This window comes from Larkinella sp. VNQ87, assembly GCF_049445795.1.
Classification (GTDB): domain Bacteria; phylum Bacteroidota; class Bacteroidia; order Cytophagales; family Spirosomataceae; genus Larkinella.
Window position 1 is genome coordinate 72,064 of sequence record NZ_JBMSDT010000014.1, and the last position, 25,859, is coordinate 97,922.

Annotated in this window: 17 protein-coding genes; 4 read left to right on the forward strand and 13 right to left on the reverse strand. The window is 55.2% G+C overall.

Annotated features, from left to right (window positions below):
• Positions 1-73: 73 nt before the first annotated feature.
• Positions 74-481: a phage holin family protein gene (locus ACO2Q8_RS22840; protein ID WP_423347186.1), complete on the reverse strand. Its 408-nt coding sequence runs from the start codon at positions 479-481 to the stop codon at positions 74-76.
• A gap of 80 nt (positions 482-561) precedes the next feature.
• Here ACO2Q8_RS22840 and ACO2Q8_RS22845 point away from each other — a divergent pair, with 80 nt between their 5' ends.
• Positions 562-1,287, forward strand: coding sequence for a class I SAM-dependent methyltransferase (locus ACO2Q8_RS22845; protein WP_423347187.1), 726 nt, complete (start codon positions 562-564; stop codon positions 1,285-1,287).
• A 108-nt stretch (positions 1,288-1,395) separates the two neighbouring features.
• Here the strand turns inward: ACO2Q8_RS22845 and ACO2Q8_RS22850 are convergent, their stop codons facing one another.
• The 5 genes from ACO2Q8_RS22850 to ACO2Q8_RS22870 form a co-directional block, all read right to left on the reverse strand.
• Positions 1,396-4,455, reverse strand: a complete 3,060-nt coding sequence (locus ACO2Q8_RS22850; RefSeq protein WP_423347188.1) for an outer membrane beta-barrel protein — start codon at positions 4,453-4,455, stop codon at positions 1,396-1,398.
• A 138-nt stretch (positions 4,456-4,593) separates the two neighbouring features.
• The gene (locus ACO2Q8_RS22855; RefSeq protein WP_423347189.1) at positions 4,594-4,923 is read right to left on the reverse strand and encodes a hypothetical protein; all 330 of its coding nucleotides are present in this window, start codon (positions 4,921-4,923) and stop codon (positions 4,594-4,596) included.
• Between the two features lie 78 nt (positions 4,924-5,001).
• The gene (locus ACO2Q8_RS22860; RefSeq protein ID WP_423347190.1) at positions 5,002-5,511 is read right to left on the reverse strand and encodes a Spy/CpxP family protein refolding chaperone; all 510 of its coding nucleotides are present in this window, start codon (positions 5,509-5,511) and stop codon (positions 5,002-5,004) included.
• On the reverse strand, positions 5,504-5,821 hold the full coding sequence (locus tag ACO2Q8_RS22865; RefSeq protein ID WP_423347191.1) for a hypothetical protein: 318 nt from the start codon (positions 5,819-5,821) through the stop codon (positions 5,504-5,506). The genes ACO2Q8_RS22860 and ACO2Q8_RS22865 overlap by 8 nt, the downstream gene beginning before the upstream one ends.
• Before the next feature lie 3 nt (positions 5,822-5,824).
• Entirely contained in the window at positions 5,825-6,430 is a 606-nt protein-coding gene (locus ACO2Q8_RS22870; RefSeq protein ID WP_423347192.1) for an RNA polymerase sigma factor, read from the reverse strand.
• 602 nt (positions 6,431-7,032) lie between these two features.
• On the opposite strand from ACO2Q8_RS22870, the gene ACO2Q8_RS22875 reads away from it, so the two are divergent.
• The gene (locus ACO2Q8_RS22875) at positions 7,033-9,093 is read left to right on the forward strand and encodes a HelD family protein (protein WP_423347193.1); all 2,061 of its coding nucleotides are present in this window, start codon (positions 7,033-7,035) and stop codon (positions 9,091-9,093) included.
• 267 nt (positions 9,094-9,360) lie between these two features.
• Here the strand turns inward: ACO2Q8_RS22875 and ACO2Q8_RS22880 are convergent, their stop codons facing one another.
• The 6 genes from ACO2Q8_RS22880 to ACO2Q8_RS22905 all read right to left on the reverse strand — a co-directional run bounded on the left by ACO2Q8_RS22880 (position 9,361) and on the right by ACO2Q8_RS22905 (position 19,672).
• Complete coding sequence (locus ACO2Q8_RS22880; protein ID WP_423347194.1) at positions 9,361-11,373, reverse strand: beta-L-arabinofuranosidase domain-containing protein; 2,013 nt, start codon at positions 11,371-11,373, stop codon at positions 9,361-9,363.
• Between the two features lie 48 nt (positions 11,374-11,421).
• Positions 11,422-12,501 (reverse strand): glycosylase, encoded by a 1,080-nt coding sequence (locus ACO2Q8_RS22885; protein ID WP_423347195.1) that lies wholly within the window; start codon positions 12,499-12,501, stop codon positions 11,422-11,424.
• 14 nt (positions 12,502-12,515) lie between these two features.
• Complete coding sequence (gene rhaM, locus ACO2Q8_RS22890; RefSeq protein WP_423347196.1) at positions 12,516-12,830, reverse strand: L-rhamnose mutarotase; 315 nt, start codon at positions 12,828-12,830, stop codon at positions 12,516-12,518.
• A 22-nt stretch (positions 12,831-12,852) separates the two neighbouring features.
• Positions 12,853-15,675 (reverse strand): glycosyl hydrolase, encoded by a 2,823-nt coding sequence (locus ACO2Q8_RS22895; protein WP_423347197.1) that lies wholly within the window; start codon positions 15,673-15,675, stop codon positions 12,853-12,855.
• A gap of 134 nt (positions 15,676-15,809) precedes the next feature.
• Entirely contained in the window at positions 15,810-18,218 is a 2,409-nt protein-coding gene (locus ACO2Q8_RS22900; RefSeq protein WP_423347198.1) for a GH39 family glycosyl hydrolase, read from the reverse strand.
• 128 nt (positions 18,219-18,346) lie between these two features.
• On the reverse strand, positions 18,347-19,672 hold the full coding sequence (locus tag ACO2Q8_RS22905; protein WP_423347199.1) for an MFS transporter: 1,326 nt from the start codon (positions 19,670-19,672) through the stop codon (positions 18,347-18,349).
• A gap of 274 nt (positions 19,673-19,946) precedes the next feature.
• Between ACO2Q8_RS22905 and ACO2Q8_RS22910 the strand changes: the two genes are divergently transcribed.
• A complete protein-coding gene (locus ACO2Q8_RS22910) occupies positions 19,947-22,610 on the forward strand; it encodes a cation-translocating P-type ATPase (RefSeq protein WP_423347200.1) in 2,664 nt (887 codons plus the stop codon).
• A gap of 103 nt (positions 22,611-22,713) precedes the next feature.
• Here ACO2Q8_RS22910 and ACO2Q8_RS22915 read toward each other — a convergent pair whose 3' ends face one another.
• Positions 22,714-24,354, reverse strand: coding sequence for a glycerol-3-phosphate dehydrogenase/oxidase (locus ACO2Q8_RS22915; RefSeq protein ID WP_423347201.1), 1,641 nt, complete (start codon positions 24,352-24,354; stop codon positions 22,714-22,716).
• Positions 24,355-24,472: 118 nt separating this feature from the next.
• Between ACO2Q8_RS22915 and ACO2Q8_RS22920 the strand changes: the two genes are divergently transcribed.
• On the forward strand, positions 24,473-25,459 hold the full coding sequence (locus tag ACO2Q8_RS22920; RefSeq protein ID WP_423347202.1) for a LysR substrate-binding domain-containing protein: 987 nt from the start codon (positions 24,473-24,475) through the stop codon (positions 25,457-25,459).
• Positions 25,460-25,859 lie beyond the last annotated feature (400 nt).

The following is a 25,859-nucleotide window of genomic DNA, read 5'->3' on the forward strand; positions in this document are numbered from 1 at the left end:
CGGATTTGAAACGGATTAACTAATCTGTTCTGATCCGTTGCATCCATCAAATCCGTGTTCCTATCAAATATCCTTACACGCGTAACAAGCTCGGAATCAGACGCATGGCTTCGTCGTACCGCTCTTCCACGACGATGGGCGCAGGAGCCAGGGCACCATCGACCAGCGCTCCGATGACCGCCACCGCTACCGCAATGACCAACGCGGGCCAGAAACCGACAATCGTGAAGCTGCTCATCATTTTATCGATCAGTTTCAGCAAAATGGCTGTCACCAAAATCCGGACAATTCCGGTAAGCAGAAAGAAGGTCACCAGGTTGAGTGGGAATCGGAGCAGCCAGCCCACCAAAAAGTTCAAAACCGCCAGGATGACCGCAATCAATAAAGCAGTACCAAAACTTTTCACATCGACCTGCGGCATGAGGTAGGCTAATCCGAAGATGACGGCCGCATCGAGTAAAAGGTGCAAAATCAGGTTCATACGTGCGTGAGAGTGGTTGAAGTTTCTGTTTAAACACTTTCCTTTACGGCTTGTTCACGCTGTAACTGATTTTTCCCTGTATGAAACGACTGATTCGGTTCCTGCTCCTGTTTTCTCTCTCCATCGCCTTTACACAGGCGCAGCAACCCGGCACCACGGCGGCTCCGAAAGGGGTTTATCAGTACCAAAAACCGGCCTACGACGGCACGGGCAAGGTGTACATGGGCCGGGAAATTTCGCAGGTGATGGGCCACCTGGGAGCCGCCTGGCTCGAACGCCCGGAGCGCGAACAGGAAGAACGCACCGACCTGCTGCTCGACGCCCTGAAACTGAAGCCAACCGACGTAGTGGCCGACATCGGAGCCGGAACCGGTTATTTTACGTTTCGGATTGCATCCAACGTCCCGAACGGCAAGGTGTTGGCGGTCGATATTGAACCGGAAATGATCAGCGACCTGAACCGAACGAAAAAGAAAACCGGTCTGTCGAACGTGGAAGCGGTTTTGGGCACCATCACCGACCCCAAACTTCCGGCCAACAGCGTCGATCTGGCGCTGCTAGTGGATGCCTACCACGAGTTTTCGCACCCCCGCGAAATGATGACGCAAATTGTTCGGGCGCTGAAACCGGGTGGCCGCGTGGTGCTGGTCGAATACCGGGCCGAAGACCCCAACGTGCCCATCAAACCGCACCACAAAATGAGTATTGCCCAGGCCACCAAAGAGATGAAAGCCGTCGGTTTGTCCCTCAAAAGCGTTTACCGAAAACTGCCGCAGCAGCATGTGATGGTTTTTGAAAGACAATAAACAACCCCCCAACCCCTGAAGGGGAGCTAAAGATCCGGATTTGACAGCCCCCTTTAGGGGGTTGGGGGTAGTCTTCGATACAAAAGGTGCCCCCTCTTGTATACTCCCTCAATTATTCCCGGGGCCAGGACCGCCCGGACGGCCACCACCGGGGAACCGCCCTCCGCCCCCTTCCCGCCAGTTCGGGCGGGCGGGCCGATCCGTCGGGGCATCGCCGTTGGTGCGTGAGGGGGCGGCTTTGAACTGACGCAGGTTGTAAGTAAACGTCAGCATGAAATACCGTTGCAACACCTGCGCGCGGCTGTTTTCGACGTACGTATCGTTTTGGGTCACGCTCAGGCTGTTGTTTTGTTTCAGCAAATCGAAAACCGACACCCGCAGTTCCCCCCGCTGGTCTTTCAGGAACTTCTTGCCTACGCCCGCATTCCAGAGCGTAAACTGCTGGTTGATGCTGCCGTTAAATCCGGTGTACTTCTGGTTCGAAATATCGGACTGCAACACCAGCCCCGGCCCGAAAATCCAGTTGACCCGGCCGCTCAGGACCTGGAAGTAATACCGGTTGTTATTCTGTGACTGAAGCGAATACTTCACATCGTTAAAGTTACCCGAATACGAGAACGAAAAGTCCAGTTTCTGGCTGATGTTGCTGCTCAGGTTGACACCCTGCGACCAGGTCATCGTATTGGCGTTGTTGATCTGGTTGTTGACCAGGCTGGGCAGGTGGCTGTAACTGTTCCCGACGTTCAGGCTAATGTTGCTCTTGATAAACTTGAGCGGGGTGCTGTACGTGACAAACGTCCGCAGGTTCCACAACCCGCTCAGGTTCACCGGCCTTGACAATTGCACGCCCTGCCCCAGCGTAGTACCATCGGGCAACGTCACGTTGCCGTTGCTGATCAGCGTGGAGTTGGCGATGTAGTTGTTGGTCGACCCGACGTTCACAAACACGAACAGGCTGCGGCCTTTGACGGGCTTGGTCAGTTGGTAGCGAGCCGAAACGTTGTGGCTATACGATTGTTTCAAATCCGGGTTCCCGGCGGTCAGAAACAGCGGGTTGGAGTTGTCGAGCACGTTCTGCAACTGCGTCACCGACGGTGCCTGGGTATTGGTCCGGTAAAACAGCCGGATGCGGCTGTCGGTCGATAAGCGGAAATCGAGCATGGCCGAGGGCAGCAGGTTGTTGAAAGATGCCCGCACGTCGTTATTCAGCGGAAACAACTGGTCGCTGATCAGGTCGGCCCGCTGAAAGTTCATGTTCACATTAATCCCCATTTTTGGCGACCGGTAATTGTAGCCTACACCCGCCGAATTAGTCAGGTAGTCGTTCTGAAAGGTGTTCGACAGCAGCGAATCCAGGGTGTCGTACCGTTGCGTGGCCGGGTTGTAGCGGTTCGTCCGCTTGGTGGCATCACTGTAGCGGTATGTCGTGGTGTAGTTAAGTTGTAGTTGACTCAGTTTGCTCAGCGGTTCCGTAAAAGCCGCATTCAGCGAATACTGGTAACTCGGCGTGTTGTTGTCCGTGATCTGATCGATGCGCTGGTCCGGCGTGGTGCCCGTGAAATATTCGTTTAGCGACAACTGGGTGTTGTCCCGGTTTTGGGTGTTGATCTGCGTTCCGAAGTTGATCGAAAGCGAGCGACCCCGCTTGGCAAACCGGTGCCGGAACAAGATGTTGTTGCTAAAATTAAAGGCCCGAACCCGGTTGGTCGTATTCGTATTACTGCGGTTCAGCAGCAGGCTGTCGGGCGGCAAAACCGGATTGAAATTGTTTCCCAGCGTCGAATTGTTGGACAAACTGTCGGCACCCGGATACGTCAGGGCCTGCCCCCGGCTCATTGAATTATTGTTCTGCCAGCGCAGCCGGGGCGTAATCAGGAGTGAATTATTGGAATTGATCGTGTATTCCAGCCGAAAATCAAGCCTGTGATTGTAGTTCTCCGTCCGGCTGACGCTGTTTTCAAAATAATTCTGACTGGTATTTTCAGACAGTGTATAGCGTCGAAAAACCGTCTGGGCGTTGTTGTTATTGCTGTTGTTGAAAAAGTAGCTCCCCCGGAACGTGAGGTGCTTGCCCCAGTCGTCGGAGAAGTTAAGGCCGATGGAATTGGTTTTGTTGATCCCGCTCTGCTGACCAACCAGAAAATTGTCTGCCCCTCCGCCCCCGCCGAAGTTGCCGCCACGGCCACCACCGCCCCCTCCACGGCCTCCGCCCCCACGACCACCACCGCCGAAGCCACCTCCTCCCCCGCCCGAACTGGCTACACCGGTCAGGTCCTGTGAGGAAAAGTTTTGCTGGTTGATGTTGTTGCTCAGGCCGACAATCGACAGACGTCGAGCGCCGTTGAAGAGGTTGACATTCCCGCCCGCCGAATACGTGTCGTTGGTTCCATACCCGGCGTAAACCCGACCGAAAACGCCGTTCTGCCGGTCACCCCGCGTCACGATGTTGATGGTCTTGGTCGTATTGCCGTCGTTAAAACCGGTAAACTGCGACTGATCGCTCATGCGGTCGAACACCTCAATTTTATCGACGACCTCGGCCGGCAGGTTCCGGAGCGCAATGCTCGGATCGTCGCCGAAGAAGATTTTGCCGTCGACCAACACCTGCTGCACATCCTCGCCCTGCGCCTTCACGGTGCCGTTTTCGACCGTAATGCCCGGCATTTTCTTGATCAGATCTTCGGTCGTCGCGTCCTTCGTCACTTTAAATGCATCGGCATTCAGTTGGAGCGTATCGCCTTTCTGCTGCGCGGGCGGTATTTGCCCTTTGATCACGACCTCCTTGAGCGTTTTCGAATCTTCCGTCAGCGTAATCGTGCCCAAGTCCTGCACGGGCTGGCTGATCGTGATCACTTTATCGTATTCCTGAAAACCGAGATAGGTCGCTTTGATGCGGTAGGACTGCGGACTGAGGTTCTGAAAACTGAAGACGCCCGCCGTGTCCGTTACGGTGTATTGTTGCTGGGTCGTATCCTGTTGAGAAATCAGAATTACCGGCACACCGACCAAAACCGCCTTGTTGGGATCGACAAACGTGCCGGTCAACTGGCTTGTCTGGGCCAGCAGGGCCGTTGCCGAACCGAGCAGCAGCAGGAGAAACCACGAGATCCGCAAGAAATTCCAGCGCAGTCGGGTCGTCAAAAACAGAACGGGTGTAGAGAAATTCATTCGAGCAGGGAGTAAAATGGGCAAAAAGCATGCCTTCCGTCACGCAACCCGTAAACTGCGATGACGGAAGGATGCACGAAAAAGGTTGATGAAGTATAATCCCAACACGAGGATTGATACCGATACCGTTTGTGCGATCTATTTGTTTGAATTATTTCCGCCCCGGCGTCCGCGCATCGCACGCTCCTCTTTAAACGTTCCCTTGGCATCGAACACCACGATCTTCCGGGTGGTATCGGCCGCGACCACCACCATGTAGTTGTCGTCTTTGTCTTTCATGATCCGCCGAATCGCCAGGTTGGGGTATTTTTCTTTCACGTAGGCCGTTGCGGGTGCGGGCAACGCACTTTCTTCCACCTGCGTCATGCCCTCCATGCGCCCGCGACCGCCCCCCGGCCCGTTTTGGGCTCTGCTTTCAAAAACCGTCAGTCCGACCAGCACCAGGGCCACACACATTACTTTTTGCATGAGTTCATTATTTGTTTAGTTGTATCGCTTAGGTGTCAACCGGTCCGAAACCCTGCGGTTTTTGCCGAAAAAAACGAATTATTTTTCCGAATGGTCGCGCCGGGTGGAATCGGAGCGGTGTCGGCCCGACCAGCCGGGGCCGCTGAACGGGCCAAAACCGGGTCGTCGGGCCAGCACTTCTTTCAATCGCTGCCGTTGGGCGGGCGTACATAGCGCGCTGAGTCGCTGAAAATGCCGCATATTCCGAACATCCAGCCGGGCGTTTTTCTCGGCCAGTTGCCGCGCCCGTTCCAGCAATTGTGCATCGGTTTGGGTGGAATCATCGACGAGTTCAAAAAACCGTCGGCGTTCCTGCCGGATCGAGTCCAGCAAGGGCCGGATGGCCTGAAAATGCTGTTGCCGCATGGCCCGGTAGGTGGCTCGCTGCTGGTCGGACAACCCGAGTTCTTTCGATAAAAAATACCGCCCATCGCGCCCGGCCCGGTACTGGCGTGGCCCAAACTGCATCCAGGCGAGCAGTCCGATGTTCAGCGCCACCAGCGCAATGATCAGGCCAACCAGCAGCCGGTAACGTCTTCGCTCATTCATCGACCAGCGTCGTTTGGTGATTCAATTGATAATCCTGCACAAACGCTTCGTAGGTATCGGGAGCCGGTTCGGGCGTGGCCGGAGCGTTCTGCCAGACCGCCACGGCAATATTCAGCACCACCAGCACACCGAGCGTACCCAGAGCATACACCGGTTTTTGTAGCCACCACGGCAATACCGCTGCGGCTTCCGAGTGTTCCAACCGGGCTTCCAGCCTTCCGTAAAAGAACGGCCGGGGCTGGGCGGGTTCGAGGTTCCGCAACTGCCGGAACCGCTCCTCCCATTGTTCATTTTCATCGTTTCGGTTCATGTGTCACGGTTTTTTTCGCTCGTTGTAAAAGGGTGTCAATTGTTTGCGTAACTGCTGTTTGGCGCGGTGCAGCAGCGATTCCACTGCCGACACGCTTACCTGCAGGATCTGGGCAATTTCGCGGTGGCTCAACTCATCCAGATAATGCAGTGTAAAGGCAATTTTCTGCGTATCAGCGAGCCGGTCCATAGCCCGGAACAGCGTTTTCATTTCCTCCTGCTGCTCCAGCGACACGCCCGGATGCTGAAAATCAGGTGGATTGTAGAGCACCTCGTTGTTCACTCCGAATAAACTGGTCAGGAACGAAACCCGCTTCCGGGCCTTTCGCTTCCGGAGGTGGGCCAGCGCCTTCGAGGTTGTGATCCGGTACAGCCAGGTCGTGAGTTTGGCTTCCTGCCGAAATTGTCCAACGGTTTGGTAGACCTCCACAAACACCTCCTGCGCAATGTCCTCGGCTTCCTCGGGCTGCTGCACGATCACCAGCGCGGTATTGTAGACCTTGCTCTGGTACGTTTCAACCAGCATCCGAAAAGCCGCTTCATTACCGGCTTTCAGCTCAGCAATTAGTTCGGCCTCCTGCAAACGGGCGGTATCGTTAAAGGTGAACACACGGAATTAGGTGCAAAAACCGCAACAACCCTGCGGTCGGGCTGCGACTTTTTTTGGAAAAACGCAGAATCAGCGAATAAGATCAAGCAATGCCTTTGGGAGACAACCATTCGACGGCGTTTAGTCATCGGGAATCAAACCCCTGGCCCCTAAAATTGATCAGGAAACGGTTAGACCGGCTCCGACGGATCGGTCTGGCACTGCTACCGCCGGAACGGCGGACAACATGAGTGGAAGTCCGGCCCCATCCGAACAGGAATGAACAAGGTAGAAATAGCCGTCATATAGCGGTATCCCTTTACTAGGGAAACGCGCTGTTTTTGAGAATATTGCCTGACTTAGATCGAATTTAATTAATTGATTTACAGGTAGTTATTTAAATACACTTGCCTTATCTTCGCAGCCCGAATCACGCTTGTCCCATCTTTTATTTTCGATTAAAAAACATGCGACCACTTTTTCACACGGGGAGTTTGACGCACGGTATGGTTCTCTTCCTTTGTCCATGCAGTGCTACGGGTGGGTGCACAGCCCACAAAAGGAAAGGCTAAACCTGATTTTCTATTGACCGGAATTTAAAGTTTATTCATTCACCATCAGATATGATTCACGCAACCGAACAGGAAGAAAGAGAATTTCTCGCTGAAATCAAGGATAAGCTTACCCTTGCCATCCGGCGAATCGATGATGCCGTCAAGCAGTTTTCCGATGAGCTCCGGGAGAAAAAGCAATACATTCATGAACACCAGTCAGGCATGGACGACGCCGATATGGTAGCTGCCGGCCAATCCATTAACCGGATGGCGTTTACCGGTGAAGCTGCCGTAGCCAGAAAACGTAAACTGATCAAGCTTGGTCAATCCCCGTACTTTGGCCGCATTGACTTCATTACGAAGGATCATCAGCGATCACCGGTTTACATCGGCATTTATTCCTTCTCGGATGAGTTGCAGCGTCGGAACTTAATTTACGATTGGCGAGCCCCAATCTCTTCGTTGTTCTACGACTTCGAGTTGGGAGAAGCCTCCTACGCAACACCCCGCGGACTTATTCAGGGTAACATTGCCTTGAAACGGCAGTATAAAATCAGGGACGGTCATATGGAGTATATGATTGAAAACGACCTGAACATTCACGACGACCTTCTTCAGAAAGAGTTAGCGCGATCATCTGACGACAAGATGAAGAACATTGTCGCTACGATTCAACGGGATCAGAATGCGGTCATCCGAAACGAGACCGCTCAGATCATGGTTATCCAGGGCGTGGCCGGTTCGGGTAAAACATCGATTGCTCTGCACCGAATTGCCTTCCTGTTGTACCGCTTTAGAGACACCATCTCGGCCAAAGACATCCTCATTATTTCGCCCAACAAGGTTTTTGCGGATTATATCTCCAACGTCTTACCGGAGTTGGGTGAGGAACACATCCCGGAGATGGGCATGGAAGAGCTTGCCACCGAATTGCTCAACAAAAAATACCGGTTTCAGACTTTCTTCGACCAGGTGTCCGCGTTGCTGGAAGGAAACGATGTTGCTTTCACCGAACGCATCCGGTTCAAATCGTCCTTCGACTTTCTCAGCAAGCTGAATCAATACCTTATCTACGTGGAGAATAATTACTTCACCTGTACGGACCTGGTGGTCGGTAAAATCACCGTTCCTGCTTCATTCATTCTGGGGCGGTTTACTGCTTACTTCCGCGTTCCAATCTTAAAGCGGTTTGAGCTTGTTGTGAAGGAGGTCCTGACCTTCGTCAGAGACGCAGCAGGCCGGAAGCTGACCGGGCCGGAAAAGTCAAAAATCTGGGAAGCCGTTCCGGGTATGGTTCGGTTTGACAATGTGCTGGACTTCTACAAAGATTTTTATGACTGGATCGGTAAACCCGAGTTTTTCAGGATCGACCACAACCTGACGTTAGAATATGCCGATGTTTTTGCGTTGATTTATTTCCGGATCCGCCTGGAAGGCATCACTACCTATACGCATGTTAAACACTTGCTGGTGGACGAGATGCAGGATTATACGCCTATTCACTATGAAGTATTGTCGCGGGTATTCCTCTGCAAAAAGACGATTTTGGGCGATGCAAACCAGGCGGTAAACCCGTACAGCGCTTCATCCGCGGAAACGATTGAGCGCGTGTTCCCGCAAGCCGATGTGATCAGACTTTATCGAAGCTACCGGTCAACCGTAGAAATCACGGCCTTTGCGCAGCGTATCCTACCCAATCCGGCCATTATACCGATGGAAAGGCATGGTCAGGAACCCGTCGTAGCCCGCTTTAACAGTACCGATGAGGAAGTGGACGCAATGAAACAACGGATTGCCAGGTTTCAAACGTCACATAATCAGTCATTTGGAATCATCTGCAAAACCCTCCGGCAGGCAGCGTCTCTCTTCCATGCACTCAAAGCCGAAGGTGTTCATTTGCTTACTTCCGACTCGGTGGCTTTTGAAGAAGGCGTCATCATCACAACGGCCCATTTAGCAAAGGGGCTGGAATTTGATGAGGTCATCGTGCCCTTTGCTTCGGCCACGAACTATCACACGGAATTAGATAAACAAATGCTCTACATAGCCTGCACCCGCGCGATGCATCAGCTAACCGTAACGTACTCAGGCAATCTCACCGGATTTTTGTCGGCAAAAGGGGATCGTTAACCGGATTCGGCTGAAACGTAGAAAATTCCGTACGCAAGGAGTGAGGTCTTTCTCAGGATTGATTGTCGAAACCGGCTGTCATAGTGTCTGGACTAACAAATGCCAATGAATCCCCCCAACCGAAACGTCGGCCCGGCCCCTAAAGGGGGCTAAAAATGGCAAAGTTCGGCCCCTTCACGAAATGAGGTGATACACAAGAGAAAATAAACGATTGGTAAACAGTCACTTAAAATTTAAACCATATTCTTCCTGATTGCCCTAACTATCTCACTTCACCACCGGAAACTGCGAAATCCGTAGGTTCGTGCAGCCGTACGGAATCAGCGTAATTTCTTCCTCCGGGCCGGTTTCCAGTTGGTAGGCGACGCTGTACGGCATCGGCCCGGCCATCTCGTTGTAAAGCTGCCACGACGGGATACGTTTCGCTTTCGCCCGGATCACTACCGGCGCATTGGCCGGGCTCCACGGAAAGTCGGACACCAGACCGGTTTTCTCGACGGTGTAGGCTTCTTCCAGCTTATCGTCCGGCGTCCGGATCAGGCCGTAATTCCAGGGCGTCGTCGGGCGGAGTTCGTAGAATAGCTTCCCGTATTCAACCGGATCTTTGTCGTTGTTGACCCGTTTGATCTCCTCCCCCATTTTCAGGGCGTAGGTAATCGGCCCCCGTTCGACCGACACGGAATTTTCGTACCAGGTATTTTTGAAAACGTGCATCGGCAGCTCCAAATCCACCACATCGCCCGACTGCCACGCCCGGCTGATTTTCACGACCTGATTCCCGGCGACTTCCTGCCAGACCTGGCCGTTGATTTTGATCGACGCCTTTTTGCACCAGGCCGGAATCCGCAGGTGAAACGGGAACGCAACGGGTTTCGGGGTCGTCAGCGTAAATTTAATGCTTTCCTCGAACGGATAATTCGTTTCCTCTTTCCACGACACCGCCGTGCCATTGCTCACCGTGGCCCGGACTTCGCTCGGAGCGTACAGCAGCACGGCCAGTCCTTTGTCGGGGGTCGTATACCACAGGTTTTGCGTGAGTTTTGGCCAGCCTTGGTGCATGTTCGACGTGCAGCAGGGATAACCGGTCAACAGGCCAAAGCACAGATCAGTGCCGTGGTGGTTGACATCGAAATTGCGGGTCATCCGTGTCGCCATCACCTGGTTAGCCTGCTGAAAATACTGGCGGTTCATAAAATCGTCGGAAATCTGGGTCGGCAGGGCATTGAAGGCAATCTTTTCAATGTGATCGGCAAAACCGACCTTCCCGGTAATTTCCAGCATACTTTCCAGCGAAAACAGCATTTCCACCGCCGTACACAACTCCGACCCCTGCGTGGGGTTATTGCCGTGCAGGGCTTCGTCGCCCCCGTACAGCCCGTGCGCCATGCCGTTGTATTTCCGGATGTCGGCCAACCCTTTCTCGACGGCTTCCAGGTACCGGTTTTCCGGGTGATGCTGGTAATAAATTAGCGGCTCCTTGAGACCCTGCGCCAGGTTGACGCAGTGAATGCTGCCGGGTTTGCTCAGCAGATCGGTCGCCAGAAAGCCGTTCGTGTAGTCAAAGGTCTGTTTATGAATCAGGTCGCCCAATTCGAGCAGGAATTTATCGCCGGTGAGGTTGTACAGCCAGTAGACCACCATCAGGTTGTCGCCCCCGCGATACCGCGCCCAGAACGTCCAGTGGTCGAGCGGTTTTTGCGGTAACTCTTTCAACTGGTACCTGAAGTAATTGGTCATCAGTTTGATCACCCGCTGGTCACCGGTGGCCGAATAATATTGCTTCAGGATTTTCAGCATGACCATCTTGGGCCACCAGTCGCGGCTGTTGTCGCGCTGCACACCGGGCTCCGGGCCGTAGTCTTTCGAGGGGCCAAAATAGCCGTCGGGCTGCTGGCTGTTCAGCGCCCACTCGACCCAGGGCTTTACCTTGGCAATCAGCTCCTTATCATCGAGCAAATAGGCCAGCGGCAGCAAACCGTCGATCCAGTACGGCCCCCGCTCCCACTGATCGCCGTCGCCCCCGAGCCAGCCGTTGCGGTGGTTCATCACCAGCGGATACAGCTCATCGAGGTGACCGGTAGCCCCATTTTTCTGCCGCACCAACATTTCCCGCAACCAGCCCTGCGGTTTTATAGCACCCAGCGGCAACTCCTGGTAGGCATTCGGACGAAGCGGTGCCCGGGCAGGCACATACCGCGCGGACGGTTGTGGTTGGGCCTGCATCAGGGTCGTAAAACCCAGTCCGACCAGGAAAGCGGAAAAGATGACTGCTTTTTTCATGGAATCTGAATCAATGACCGCTCAATTTTTATCATTCCAGCGTGAATATTACTGCCCCAACGAACTCTTCCCCAAATCTTTGGACGTGGCCACGGCAATGACGCGGCCTTTGTTGCCCACGGCGTTGTAAAAATGATACACCACACCTTTCCACTTGATCACCCAGGGTTTGTGGGCGTAGGTTTTGTCGTACGGTTCCGAGGGGGCAATCAGGTCCTGCCCGGTCCAGTCGGTCCAGTGAACGAGGTCGTACGAACAGGCAAACCGCTCAAACGCGCCCCGTTGGAAACCCGGTTTCCAGAACGCGCCAAAGTAAAATAGCACGTACACGTCACCGATCCGGGCAATCTGCGCATCCCCGCAAATTCCGGTTTTCCGGGTAATGAGCGGTTCCTGCCCGAGCCGTTTCCAGTGCGTCAGATCGTGGGAAACCGCCATGGCAATGCTTTCAAAGCCGCTGCCGTTGGCATCCGGTTGTTCACCTTTGGCGTTGTAATACATCACAAATGGATAACCGGTTTTCTTCGCCTTATCCCGAATTACCAGACTCTTGTAAATGGTTTTGTTGTCGTACCAGCGGGCGTCCGCATCGACCGCTGAGAGCACCGGTTGCGACAGCCGCCCGGCTTCCTTTGGCCGCGTCAAGTCGTCCGTGGAAGCCATCCCAATGCCCAGCCGACCGGCTTCGTAGCCTTTTTCGGAGCCGCCCAGGTACGACAGCCAGTAGCGGTTCCGGAATTTTCCCACCTCATAAGAACCGCCCCATTCCGTATCGACCAGCGCCACGTACCCGGCTTTCTGCGTGGCGTCCCAGTCTTTTTCCGAAAACGACAGGATGCGGCCCTGCGTCGTCCAGTGCAGCAGATCGTCGCTTTTCGCCAGCCAGGTTTCGTAGCCTTTGCCGTCGAAAACAATGTAGGTCATGTACCAGCTTTTGCCCTTCCGGAAGATCGTCGGGCTGTCCACCATCCTCCCGGAATCCGGCTGGGGAAGCACAATGCCATACTTATAGGGCGTCTTGATTTCGTCGAAAACCGCCCGCATTTTTTCCGGTGAAACCGTTCGGGGCTGGGCCAAAACCGCTACCGCCAGCAGCCAGAGCCAGCCAGCGGCCATCCATCGCTTCATGGGCTGATCCGTCGTTAGTTCAGATGAAAGACCCTTTCCAGCGGTTTTGCAACCGGCGAGTTGTCAGAATTCGTGTCCATCAGGTCGGCCATGTAGTCCCACCATTTTTTCATGATCGGCAGGGTCGGCAACTGCTCGGCGGTGTGGCCCTCCACGCGCTTCTGCACGCCAAAGAGCGTGCCCGTGGAGCGGTCAAGAAAAATGGAATAATCCCGGATTCCGGCGTCGGTCAGGGCCTGGGCGAGTTCGGGCCAGATTTCGTCGTGACGGCGTTGGTACTCGGCCTCAACGCCGGGTTTGAGTTGCATCGTAAACGCAATTTCCTGCATGGTGGTAAGGGTTAAATTCCGGTTATTTCCCGGTCGTAACCGGTGTCAGCGTCACCGGCCCGATCAGGCCCGATTCGAGCGGTTTCCATTTTTCGGCGGTAAAATTCCCGTCTTCGCCCCGGTTTTCGCGCAGCCGCGCCGACATGTTGATGTTGTAAAATTTCCTCCAGTTGACGTGCTGCTGGTCCAGGTCGATGATCCGATTCGCCATGCTGTTCGACACAAAAACCGTCAGCGTGTTGGTCGGCTTCAGTTGATCGCCGGGAATCACCACCTGATACGTCGGGCCGATGAGCGTCGCCAGCGGTTTTCCGTTCAGTTCAATCCGGGCGCTTTCGGCCACTTTTCCCAGATCGAGCAGCCAGGCGGTGCCGGAGCCTTCCGGTTTCGGAAACGAGAGCGTGTAGCGGGCCGTGCCCGAAAACTTTTTCACGTCCTCGCCGTCCAGTTCCGTCCACGACCCAAGCTGATCGGTTTCGCGTTTGGCGGGCAACTGCGGACCGCCTTCCACGAAATGGATCGTCCAGGTGCCTTTCAAGTCCTGGGCCGGGGCCGCCGGTTTCCAGTACGCATACGCCGGACCCGCGACGGCCGCCCGCGACGTTTCCAGAATGCACGACTCGCCGGGGGCCAGTTGCAGGTACACCTCCCCGACTCCGCCCGTGGTCCGGAACCGTGCCATGCCCAGCTTTTCGGTCATCGGGTTGTACAACGCCACCGATTTGGCGGCCCCGCTGATCGGCACCCAGCCGTCGACGGCCTTGTTGCCCCAGTTGGCAATGAAATAATAATGGCCGTTGGCGTGGCTCCGACGCACAAACTGAAGGCCGGTGTCCACCATTTTTTCGCGTTTAACGCCCGCAGCCGACAACAAAGCTTCCAGATCGCTCGACACCCAGAAAGCGCCCTTCCCGACCTTGGCCTTCTGCACTCCTTCTTCGCCATCGTCGAAGTTTATCGAAGTAATGAGCGCATTGAAGGCATTCTGCCGAATCGCCAGTTTGCCATAACCGGGCACATCCTGCGGCAGTTCGTTCACAAAAACCACCTTCGCCCCAGCCTGCGCCAGCTTTACCAACTGCTGCAAGGTTTCCAGCGGAATCAACTGGGCTTCGGGCACCAGAATGGTCTGGTACGTTACGCCCCCGGTTTGCAGTTTACCGTTCAGTGCGGTTACTTTCATCAACTGTTTGTCTGATATAAAGTCGAACCCGTAGCCTTTTTTCAGCAGTGCGTCGGCGTGTTTCTCCACGGGCAAGCCTTTAAAACCGTGTTCGATGCCGTCGAAGTGTTGCAGCAGCTCGCGAGCAGGTCGGGCGAAGGCATCGTAGATTGGCAGGTACACCAGCACGTCGTTGTTCGGCTTTCCAGCTTGCAGAAACGACTGACAACGAGCCACATACTGATTTAGCTTTCCAAAATCGGTCCAGAACGGGTTGTTCGGATTGAAGTGAACGGCGGCATAAAACAGCCAGCCCGGCCAGGCGGCATCCTGGGGCGAATAGTTCGTGCCGTGGTAAAACGTGTGGTTGACCCCGCCGAGCAGAAACCGGTCCATGTCCTTTTTGATGTCGCTCAGCTTCGACAGAAAATGTTCGTTATCCCAGGTGGCCGACTCCGACGAAGTCAGTTTCTTGCCCGTCACGTTGGCCGCCGAGGTGGCAAACTTGATCCGCAGCATCTCGGTGCCTTCGATCTCGGGGATGTCGGTGATCGCGTACAAGTCGAGGATGTTGGCGGGAGATCCGTGGGCCTGGTTCCGGATAATTTTGCCTTTGCCCTTGGCCCAGTCACTCCAGGTTTTGGTGTAATTTTCGAGCAGCAGTTCCGAAATGGTTTCACGGTAATCGGTCAGCACGCGCTGGTGTCGTTCGTTTCGTCCCTTGGCAAAAAAGGAAACCAGTTGGTGCCGCAGGTCGTAGCCGCGCCGTTTCACAAACTCCTCAAAGAAAGCCGGGGTCCAGTTGCTTTCGCCCTGGGCGTCATCCACCTCGTACGAGTCATTGAAAAACGCCCGCAGCGTTTTCAGGTCATGGCCTTTGAACGCCTGATCGAACCGTTGCAGGTAATGCTGGGTAGCGGTTTTCGAGAAGTGGTCGATCACGTCGCCCTCGCCCCCGGGTCCGGCCCGCTCGACCATCTTGCCGTGCCAGCCCTGAAAAACCGCATACAGCATCCAGGTACCTTCCGGCGCGGTCCAGTTCAGTTTCCCGCTGGCGTCGACGTTCGTGGTCAGGTTGATGATCCGGCCATTGTCCGAATACGCCATCAGCGCCACCAGCGGCAAAGGTTTCTCAAACCGGACCTGATCGAAGGCATGAAGTTGCAGGTTCGGGTTTTTTGTGATCGGTTCGACCAGTTGTTTGCGGTCGATCTTCTCGCCCACTGTCCGCACAATGGGCTGCTGAATGTAAGAAACCGGCTCACTGAGCGTTTCCCCGGTTTTCAGCGTGAACGTCTTGTGTACCACGTATTTGCAGGCATCCTCCGGCGTCACCCACGGCCCGCCGAACGGCCAGCCCGACGCCTGCGCCAGATCGACGCCCAGGCCGAGCCGGTTGGCTTCCTTCAGCGAGTGGTCGAGCATGGTCATCCACTTCGGGGAGAGAAACTCGATGAAGTTTTTCTCCTCGCCTTTGACGCCGTAAATTGGGGTAATCTCGACCCCGCCCAGCCCGGCTTTCCGGTATTGGGTCATCAGGTTGGTCAGGTCTTTCGGATTCACGGCGCTGCCCATCCACCACCAGCGCGTCCAGGGTTTGGTCTGCTGCGTAATGGCCGGCCAGCGGGGTTGAGCGAGCAGGGAATGACTGAAAAGAAGCAGGAAAGCTATTTTTTTCTTCATGCGTTGGAAGGGTTTGTTGTTACACAGAGTTAATCAGAGGATATCAGAGGACATCAGAGAAAACCCTGATAACCTCTGATGTTCCCTGATTAACCGCCGGGCGGCCCCGCCTGTGTAACAACCAAACTGCAAACTTACCACGTTACCACAAACAACACCACCGCCTGCCGGGGCAAAACCGTCGTCAATTTTACTTCGCCGTTCGCAACATCCGTGCGGACCGGGTAGCCGTACTGCGCCAGTTGCCCGGCTTTTTCGAGCGTTTTGACCTGCTCGGGCGTGGGTTGCGCGGGCGACCCCATCTGTTGCCAGACGGCGTAGGAGTTGCTGTGTTCGTCGTCGATGCGGTAGTGCGTCACCAGCACCTGCTTCGTCGGTAGGCCTTTGATCGTCAGGTCGACGGGTGAAACCGGGGCCGGGAGGTTGTCGTCGTGGTAATTCCAGAGCATCACGGTGGCCGTATTGGAAGCCGTGTCGCGGGTAGCCAGCGCGTTCACATCGGGAGCCGCCCGGCGCACGCTCGAATCGCGAATCGCCATCGTTTGGTACGGCATGTTACCGGTCACTTTGACGCGTTTCCCACGCATCATCCCGTACATCCGAAACACATTCAGCACCGGTTTGTCGACGCCGTTGGTCGCCAAATCGCGAAAACCGTAGAACCAGGGCTGGTTTTCAAACTCGAACGACCACGAAACCGCCCCTTTCAGATTGACCTGATGCGCATCGGCCAGTTCGTATTTGCGGGCAAACGCAGCCGCCGTGTAGCTCGAATACAGCGTGCCGTTGCGGTAGGCGTTTTCCGGGTTGGTTTTCATGCCGCAGGCCGCGCAGCCCTCGGGGTCCGATTCACCGATGATGATTGGTAATTTGCTGAATTCGGGATAGGAAGCCACAATTTGAAAACCGCTCGAAATATCGCGCAACTGCGTGCCCAGGTTCATCCGGACGTGGCCATCGACCAGCCGGGGCGCTCCCTTCGCGTGAAAAGCCACAAAGTCGAGCGGAGCACCGGTTTTACCCGTCACGTAGTTTTTGCCGCTCCGGCAGTGGTCCAGAAAAGCTTTCAGGAAGGTGGCTCCGCGTTTGCCCTGAGGCCCCGTCACATGCGGACCACCGACTTTGGCCGTCGGCAAGGCACGCCGGACGGCGTCCACCGAGTAGTCGTAGAGTTTGTTGTACTCGTCCACCGTACCGCCCCAGTACGGGCTGTCCGGCTCGTTCCAGAGTTCCCAGTACCAGCTTTCGACTTCCTTTTTCCCATACCGCCTGATCGAATGCCGGACCCACTGGTAAATCAGTTCGGCCCACTTTTCGTAGTCATTCGGCGGATACCGCCAGCCGGTGTAGATCTTGTCGTAGGGCTGGCCGGGCTGCCAGTCGTGCCGGTAGGGTTGTGGTTTCGACGACAGGGCTTCGGGCATGAAACCGATCTGCGCCAGCGGTTTCATTTTCCGCTCGATGTAGGTATCAAAAATCTTGTCGATGATTGTCCAGTCGTACACCGGTTTTCCTTTCGCATCTTCGGTGTAGACGTTCGTCGCCCCCCATTTCAGAGCCGCCGTGCCGTCGCCGGTCACCAGCAGGCTGTGCGTCCGGACAAATACCGGCACCGGGCTTAGTGCCGACAGTTCCGACAACAGTTTTTTGCCGTCTTTCATGTAGGTGTAATTCGGCTCGTCGTAGCCAAACCACGCCCAAACGGGGTCCATGCGGCCTTTTTCCTGGTTCAGATCAACCTGAATGGAAACTGTCGGCAGCGGAGGCTGAATGGTCCGCAGGGCTTCGTCGGTGTTGACGTACTGCGCCAGGTCGCGCAGCGCAATGACGGTGTAGTTGTTGTCGTGCAAATACTTGAGGTAGTCTTCGAAAATGGCCGGGGGCGTCGTCACCCAGTCGTGCGCGTAATCCGGCACACCGTGGATGGTCACGACGACGATCTTGCCGTTTTTGGCCTGCTGAAAGGCGTTGAAAATCCGCTCCTTGTCCGAATTATTGGGTTCAGTGGTGCTGTAACTCGGGATCAGGTACGGGTAATCTTTCGTGGGGTCGTAAGGCCGCGCTCCGCCCACGCGGGCAAACTGGTAGTTTTTGGCTTTCAGCACCTCGAACGCAGCGGGGTTGGTGCCGTAACCGGGATAAGCAAAAGTCGTCAGCGGGCGGTCGATGCCGTGCTGGCGGCAGCGGGCTTCGAGCGAATCGAGTTGGGCGGTAAACTGCGCACTGGACAGTTTCGACACGTTGCTGTGCGTCAGCGTGTGGTTGGCCACTTCAAAGCCCATCCGGTCCAGTTCCCGGATTTGCTCCCAGCTCATGTATTTCTTTTTGTCCGAAAAATCGGGCGGAAACTCACACACGAAGAATGTCCCGCCAAAACCGTATTTCTTCAGCAGGGGCGCTACCACCGTAGCCTGCGTCACCGGGGCGTCGTCGAACGTCAACACGACCAGTTTGTCGGGAATTGGCTTCCGAATGATCTGCGCAGCAGCACCCGAAAACAGGCTGATTATTAATAGAATACAAACAGCTCCACTCCGTTTCATTCCAAAAATTTGAGTTAATAAAGTACCCACGGACTTTAGTCCGTGTGAGTTTATCTAGTCCATTAGTTGATACCAACTTAAAGGTTATTCTAGCTCACACGGACTAAAGTCCGTGGGTACGATTACGATTACGCCACGGGCGCGGGGGCGTTCTTGCTCGACAGTTCGATGAGTTTATAGCGGGGCACCAGCAGGTGCATCACCGTCCAGGCCAGCAGATAGCCAAAACCGCAGATCAGGAACATGATGTAGTAGCCGGTTTCGAGACTGCCCAGGGCTTTGTAATGGTCGAAGAGCTTTCCAGCCAGCGACGAAATCGCCATGCCGCCCAGGCCACCCGCCATCCCACCGATGCCGGTCACGGAGCCAATGGCTTTTTTGGGAAACATATCCGACACCGTGGTAAAAATGTTGGCGCTCCAGGCCTGGTGGGCCGAGGTGGCAAAACCGATGCTCAACACGGCCAGCCAAAGCCCCATGCTGCCCAGGTATTGGGCAAACACGACCGGCACGGCGCAAATCGCGTAAATCAGCATCGAGGTTTTCCGGGCCCGAAAAACCGGCATCCCGCCTTTGATCAGCTTCAGGGGCAACCACCCGCCGAAAACGCTGCCGATGCTCGCAATGGTGTAGACAATCGCCACCGGAAAAGCCGCATCCATGCCCGTTAGGCCATACTGCGCTTTCAGGAAGGCCGGGAGCCAGAACAGGTAAAACCACCAGATCGGGTCGGTCAGCATTTTGCCCAACACAAACGCCCAGGTCTGCCGGAACGTCAGCAGTTTGAACCATGACACTTTTTCCGTCGAGGTTTGGTCTTCCGTCTGTTCGTCTTTGTCGCTGTTGATGTAGTCGAGTTCTTCTTTGCTTACTTTTTTATGCCGGGCGGGCGTGTCGTAAATCGTCAGCCAGAGTACCAGCCAGATAAAACCGGTTGCGCCCGTGAGGATGAAGGCCCACTGCCAGCCCCAGAATTCGGCGATGAACGGCACGGTCAGTGGTGCCAGAATCGCCCCCACGTTCGTGCCCGAGTTGAAAATACCGGTGGCCAGCGCCCGCTCCTTTTTCGGAAACCATTCGGCAATGGTCTTGATGGCCGCCGGGAAGTTTCCCGCTTCGCTCAAACCCAGCGCGGCCCGAGCGACTCCGAATCCAAAGGTGGTTTTCGCCAGGGCGGTCAGGACGCCGACGATGCTCCAGGCCGTCAGCGAGATCGTATAGCCCATTTTCGTCCCCAGTTTATCGACCAACTGCCCCACCCCGAGCATCCCCAGCGCGTAGGCCAATTGAAAAACGACCACCAGATTGGCGTAATCTGTTTCTGTCCAGTTAAAATCTTTTTCCAGATCGCCTTTGAGCAGACTGATGACCACCCGGTCGAGGTAATTGATCGTGGTCGCAAAGAACACCAGACTGCAAATCGTCCAGCGGTATCTTCCAATTGTTTTATTCATGAGCTATAAAGAGGACATTCAATAACAGAAAGCAGGTTATCGGGCTTATCTACCTTCTTTTGACTCGTTGTTTCGCGCAGTTTTCATTCAGGCTTGGGTTGTTACACAGGGTTTATCAGAGTTGATCAGAGTTGATCAAAGTGATTCTCTGATAACCTCTGATTTTCTCTGATAAACCCTGTGTAACAATCAAGATTTACTGAAACTTCACAAACCGCCTGGCTTCGGTATTGGTTAATGCGGTAACTTGCCTTGTCCCTATCCCACTGCGTGTATGCCAACTGTTTCAACGCCCGAGCGTCCTTATCAAATCCCGATCGAGCAACTCATCCAAACCCTGAACGTCGATCCCCAAAAAGGCCTGACCGCCGAAGAAGCCAAAAACCGCTACGACGAATTCGGCCCGAATGCCCTACAGGAAACCAAGCGGGAAAGCCCCCTCTCGATTTTGTTGCGCCAGTTTACGGGTGTGATTGTCTACATCCTGGCCGCTGCCGCCGGGATTTCGTTTTTCCTGGGCGAAACCGTCGAAGGCTTTGCCATCATCGCCGTGTTACTGATCAATGCCGCCACCGGTTTTTTTCTGGAATGGAACGCCCAGCAATCGATGGATGCGCTCCGAAAAATGGACACCACGCCCGCCCGCGTGCTGCGCGACGGCCGGGTTCGGGAAATTTCGTCGGAAGAAGTGACCGTCGGCGATATTCTGGTCGTCGAAGCGGGCGACCTGGTCGCGGCTGACGCCAACTTGTTCGAAGTCAGCCAGTTGCAGGCCGACGAATCCGCGCTGACCGGCGAATCGCTGCCGATCGATAAAAATACGGAACTGCCGCCGGACGAATCCCCGCTTGGCGACCAGCACAACCGACTGTTCAAAGGAACGCCCGTGACGGCCGGAACTGGCCGGGCCGTCGTGACGGGCATCGGCCAGCAAACCGAACTGGGCAAAATTGCCACGATGGTCGAAGAAGCGCAGCGGTCGGCAACGCCCCTGGAAGAAAAACTGGATTCGCTGGCGAAGGTGCTGATCTGGGTGACGGTCGGGCTGGCGGTTTTGTTTCTTGTCGTCGGGCTGATCCGGCAGGAAGAACCGCTGCGGCTGATCGAAACCGCCCTGGCGCTGGCGATTGCGGCCATTCCGGAGGGTATGTCGGTGGTCGCAACGATTGCGCTGGCCTACGGGATGCTGCGGCTGGCCGAACAGAAAGTGATTGTCAAACGGCTCTCAGCGGTTGAGACGCTGGGCGGTACCAACGTCATTTTTACCGACAAAACCGGTACGCTGACCCAAAACCGCATCGAGGTTAACCTGCTCCAGTTGCCGGGCCAGCAGGCCGAAGTGCAGGCCGATGCCGAAGCGAAAAAGCTGGAAGTAGTCCAGGGCGATGCGGCCCTTACCGAATCGGAAACGTATCAACGACTCATCCAGATCGGGGTGCTCTGCAACAACGCTGATTACGACATCGTCGACGGCCAACCGAAAGAAGTGGGCGATCCGGTGGAGGTTTCGCTGCTGAAATTTGCGATTGCCGCCGGACAGAACCCCGATCAACTCCACGCCGATTTTCCCCGAAAAGCCGAAAAAGCGTTCAGTTCCGACACCCGGATTATGGGCACCTTGCACCAACGTGAGGACGGTTTTCTGGTGGCTGTCAAAGGAGCCGCCGAGGAAGTGCTCGACCGCTGCCAGTCGCTGCCGGACAACGACCGGAAGGCGTATTACGAGTTATCGGAGAAAATGGCGACCGACGGCCTGCGGACGCTGGCCTTTGCCTACCGCGAAACCGACACCCAACCCGGTGAAAATTTTGCCGACGAAGACCTGACCTACGTGGGCCTGATCGGTTTTCTGGACCCACCCCGCACCGAGGTGACGCCCGCACTGCAAGCCTGCCGCGAAGCCGGTATCAAGGTGATCATGGTCACGGGCGACCACCCGGCCACGGCCCTGACGATTGCTTCCAAAGTGAAACTGATCGAACCCGGAGAAGAAATCGTGCTGACCGGCAAAGACCTCAAACCGCTCGATCAACTAGCTGATTTGGAAAAGGATAAATTACTGAAGTGCCGGGTGTTTGCGCGGGTCAGTCCGGCGCAGAAGCTGGACATGATTGATCTGTACCAGCAACGGGGCGACATTGTCGGCATGACCGGCGATGGCGTCAACGATGCTCCGGCCCTGAAAAAGTCGGACATCGGGATTGCGATGGGCCTGCGCGGCACACAGGTAGCCGCCGAAACCGCCGACATGGTCCTGAAAGACGACTCGTTCACGTCCATCGTGACGGCCATTGCGCAGGGGCGGGTGATATTTGAGAACATCCGCAAGTTTGTGCTGTTCCTGCTGTCGTGTAACCTCAGCGAAATTTTTGTGGTGACCTTCGCCGGTTTTCTGAACGTGGGGAATCCGCTGTTGCCGTTGCAGATTCTGTTCATCAACATTGTCACCGACGTGTTTCCGGCCCTGGCGCTGGGCGTCGGGCGCGAGAACTCGAAGTTGATGCACCGCCCTCCCCGCGACCCCAAAACGCCCATCATGGACGGATCCGACTGGCGGATGGTGGTCTTCTACGCGCTGACGATGACGGTTTCGGTGCTTGGTGTTTACCTGATCGGGACGCGGGAACTGGGGCTAACGCAGGAAGAAGGCAACAACCTGACGTTCTACGCGCTGTCGTTTGCACAGTTACTGCACGTGTTCAACCTGCGGTCGGGCAGTTCGTTTTTTGTAAACGAAATCACCCGAAACCGGTACATCTGGTATGCGCTGCTACTCTGCCTGTTTATTCTGGTGCTGACGTATTACGTGCCGTTTCTGAACGAGGTGCTCAGCATTCAGCCGATGACCCGCACCGAATTGTGGCTGATCGCAGCCGCCGGTCTTGCGCAGGTCGTGATCGTGCAGTTGGTGAAGGGGATAATGCGGCTGGGGAAGTAATGATCTTTAAAAATTTTAATAGGAACACAGATTTAACGGATGCAACGGATAAGAACAGATTTTTATCCGTTGCATCCGTTAAATCTGTGTTCCTATCAAACTCTCACACCACTAACCCCGCTGACTTCCGGAACCAGTCGAGTTCGGCGTGGTAGTCATGGACGGCTTTCCGGCGTTCGTCTTCGGTCCAGCCCAGTTCGGCGGCCATCAGATCGGCCACGGTTTCGGTAATCTGGTCGGTAGATTGCCAGTCGGTCAGTTCAAGGCCAAACCGCCGGGCCAGCACGTCCTTGAGCGTTTGCGCCATTTCGGCCCGAACGACAAAAACGACCTCGGCTTTTGTGTGCGGCAACCGCTCCGACAAGGGCGCTTTCCAGTCTGGCCGGTCGTGCATCAGTTGGGCAATTTCCAGGCTTTCAGTGCCGTATTGGTGATTCAGGTGCCGGGCTACGGTTTCCGGAACGCCGTATTTACTGACCAGCACTTTCCAGAAATCCTCGGCGTAGCCTTCCGCCCCCACCAGTTTGATCCGGTCCGTAATACAGGGTTCTTCGGGCTGGTTTTCCAATTCGTAAAACTTGTCGATGGTGTCTTTCGCCATCAGCCGGTAGGTGGTCCACTTGCCGCCCAGGATGCTGACCAGCCCCGAGGTCTGATCGACTTCCACTTCGTGATCGCGCACGAGTTGCTTGGTATCGGCGTTGGGGTCGGCCTGCAACAACGGCCGCAGACCGGCAAAACCGGCGATGACCTGATCAGCCGTGATCGGTTTTTCGAAATACCGGTTGACGTAACTGACCAGGTAATCGACCTCCGCGCGTTCCACCACCGGCTCGGTTTCGCCCAGTTCCGACTCGGTTTCGGTGGTGCCGATCATCAGTTTGCCGTTGTACGGAATGATGAATACCACCCGGCCGTCGTCGGTTTTGGGCACCAGAATGGCCGTGTCGGAGGGCATCAGTTCGCCCGGCACGATAATGTGAACGCCCTTGCTCACGCGCATCCGTTGGCCCATGTTGGGGTTGGCCAGCAGCCGGATGCGGTCGGCAAACGGACCGGTGGCGTTGACAAACCGCTTCGCCCGAACGCGCAGCAGGTTGCCGGTCAGCGAGTCGCGGACGTGCAACACCGCCAGCCGCCCGGCGGCATCCTTCTCAAACGTGCGGGCTTCGGCGTGGTTGAGCGCCACGGCTCCGAATAGCATGGCGGTTTTGACCAGCGACATGTTGTAACGGGCGTCGTTCAACTGCCCGTCGTAATACAAAACCGCACTATGAATTTTGTGCGTCAGGGACGGATTTCGCTTCAAAGCCTCTTCCTTGTTCAGCCACTCACTTTTGCCAATGCTCAGATCGCCCGACAGCGTATCGTACATTTTCAGGCCCGCCGTATAATAAACGCCTTCTACCCAACTCATGCAGGGTGTCAGCAGGGCCAGCGGGTGCGCCAGATGGGGCGCGTTCCGAATGAGCGTCAGCCGCTCGCGCAGCGCCTTTTTCACCATGTGGTACTGGTTCAGATCGGCCTGTTTGACGGCCTGCTCCAGGTACCGCACCCCGCCGTGAATCAGTTTGGTCGATTTGCTGGACGTTTCGGAGGCAAAATCGTGCTTCTCGATCAGGATCGCTTTCAGACCCCGGCTCTGGGCGTCGAGCAGGCAGCCCGCGCCGGTGGCCCCACCGCCAATGATGCAAAGGTCAAATTCCTGATTTTCGGCTTGTTGGAGATGGTAGCTGCGGTCCATGGCTCGTCGGGTTAGTTCGCGAAGAATCACAAAGGTAATGGAAAGCTGGAAACTGGATGAGCTGGATACTGGATACTGGATAAACAGGATACTAGATGATGGAAACTGGATAAACGGGATGCAATCTGTAGTTTTGCATAACATCTGGGACCATCCAGTATCGAGTAACCAGCATCCAGTATCCAGCTTATCCAGCATCCAGTTCATCCAGATGGAAGATTTTCGGTTGAAAGTTTTTTACACCGTTGCCCGTCATCGCAGTTTTACGAAGGCTTCGGCCGAGCTGTTCATCACGCAGCCCGCCGTGACCAAACACGTTAAAGCGCTGGAAGACACGCTCGGCCTGCGATTGTTCGACCGGAAAGGTAATTCCATCGTGCTGACGCCCCCCGGTGAGGTGCTGTTTCGCTACGCCGGACAGATTTTTGATCTGTATCAGGAAGCCCTGTTCGAACTCAATTCCTTCAAAAGCCAGCAAAAAGGGAGTTTGCGATTGGGCGCCAGCACCACCATTGCCCAGTACCTGATTTCGCCCCTGCTGGCGGCTTATTACGAACGCTACCCGACCATTCAGCTCAGCCTGCTGACGGGCAATACCGAGATGATCGAACAGGCGGTGTCGGCCAAAGACATCGACCTGGGCATTGTGGAGGGGAAAAAACACCATGCCGGGCTGAAATACCACGATTTTCTGGAAGATGAGCTGGTGGCTGTCGTTCATGCCAACAGCCGCTACAGCCGTTTGAAGGAAATTACCCTGGAAGAACTCACAAACCTACCGCTGGTGTTGCGTGAACGCGGATCGGGCACGCTCGAAGTGCTGGAAACCGCTTTGCAGGAGCGCGGCATCCGGCCATCGTCGCTCACGGTGGTGATGCACCTGGGCAGTTCGGAAAGCATCAAATCGTTTCTGGAACACGCCAACTGCCTGTCCATTCTGTCGTCGCGGGCCATTGAGAAGGAAGTCCGGACCGGCCAGTTGAAAGTTGTTTCGATCAAGGATTTCCGACTTCCCCGAACGTTCAGTTTTGTCCATCTTCAGGGTCTGCCGGAAGGTTTGGCGGCAGGTTTCATGAACTACGCCCGCCGGTACTACAACCCGTAAATCTCCCAGCTAATCCTCTGTGGAAAAACACGAAGCTATTTTATTTGCTTGTACGCACAGTTACCATTTCTGCAATTCTGAATCTCAATAGTATTCCACCAAACCAGGCGGTTTTCAGAATGAATTGGGGCTAATCAACCCATCAAATGCTGTGTTCGCCCGGGAAACGAAACGTGTAACTACTAACCAAATGAGCATTCAGCATCAACTCTTTTCTCCTCCGCTCCGGGAATCGTCTAAAATTTTTTATTCACCTTTTTACCGGCCTACCTATAAATCAACAAATCCCCATTTATAGTCACTCATAACCCGGTTTTTATCACAATTTCGGCGGAACCGTTTGCGGCAAGATGCCTAGCATTGATTGCCTGAACTGCCCGCCAGTTACCCAGTTAGGTCG

Bases quoted from the DNA above. Each gene is read 5' to 3' on its own strand.
- ACO2Q8_RS22915 (WP_423347201.1), bottom strand. From the start codon at position 24,354: ATGGACCGCAGCTACCATCTCCAACAAGCCGAAAATCAGGAATTTGAC.
- ACO2Q8_RS22895 (WP_423347197.1), bottom strand. From the start codon at position 15,675: ATGAAGAAAAAAATAGCTTTCCTGCTTCTTTTCAGTCATTCCCTGCTC.
- ACO2Q8_RS22865 (WP_423347191.1), bottom strand. From the start codon at position 5,821: ATGAACCGAAACGATGAAAATGAACAATGGGAGGAGCGGTTCCGGCAG.
- ACO2Q8_RS22840 (WP_423347186.1), bottom strand. From the start codon at position 481: ATGAACCTGATTTTGCACCTTTTACTCGATGCGGCCGTCATCTTCGGA.
- ACO2Q8_RS22910 (WP_423347200.1), top strand. From the start codon at position 19,947: ATGCCAACTGTTTCAACGCCCGAGCGTCCTTATCAAATCCCGATCGAG.
- ACO2Q8_RS22850 (WP_423347188.1), bottom strand. From the start codon at position 4,455: ATGAATTTCTCTACACCCGTTCTGTTTTTGACGACCCGACTGCGCTGG.
- ACO2Q8_RS22860 (WP_423347190.1), bottom strand. From the start codon at position 5,511: ATGAATGAGCGAAGACGTTACCGGCTGCTGGTTGGCCTGATCATTGCG.
- ACO2Q8_RS22905 (WP_423347199.1), bottom strand. From the start codon at position 19,672: ATGAATAAAACAATTGGAAGATACCGCTGGACGATTTGCAGTCTGGTG.
- ACO2Q8_RS22855 (WP_423347189.1), bottom strand. From the start codon at position 4,923: ATGCAAAAAGTAATGTGTGTGGCCCTGGTGCTGGTCGGACTGACGGTT.
- ACO2Q8_RS22845 (WP_423347187.1), top strand. From the start codon at position 562: ATGAAACGACTGATTCGGTTCCTGCTCCTGTTTTCTCTCTCCATCGCC.
- ACO2Q8_RS22920 (WP_423347202.1), top strand. From the start codon at position 24,473: ATGCAATCTGTAGTTTTGCATAACATCTGGGACCATCCAGTATCGAGT.
- rhaM (WP_423347196.1), bottom strand. From the start codon at position 12,830: ATGCAGGAAATTGCGTTTACGATGCAACTCAAACCCGGCGTTGAGGCC.
- ACO2Q8_RS22885 (WP_423347195.1), bottom strand. From the start codon at position 12,501: ATGAAGCGATGGATGGCCGCTGGCTGGCTCTGGCTGCTGGCGGTAGCG.
- ACO2Q8_RS22900 (WP_423347198.1), bottom strand. From the start codon at position 18,218: ATGAAACGGAGTGGAGCTGTTTGTATTCTATTAATAATCAGCCTGTTT.
- ACO2Q8_RS22880 (WP_423347194.1), bottom strand. From the start codon at position 11,373: ATGAAAAAAGCAGTCATCTTTTCCGCTTTCCTGGTCGGACTGGGTTTT.
- ACO2Q8_RS22875 (WP_423347193.1), top strand. From the start codon at position 7,033: ATGATTCACGCAACCGAACAGGAAGAAAGAGAATTTCTCGCTGAAATC.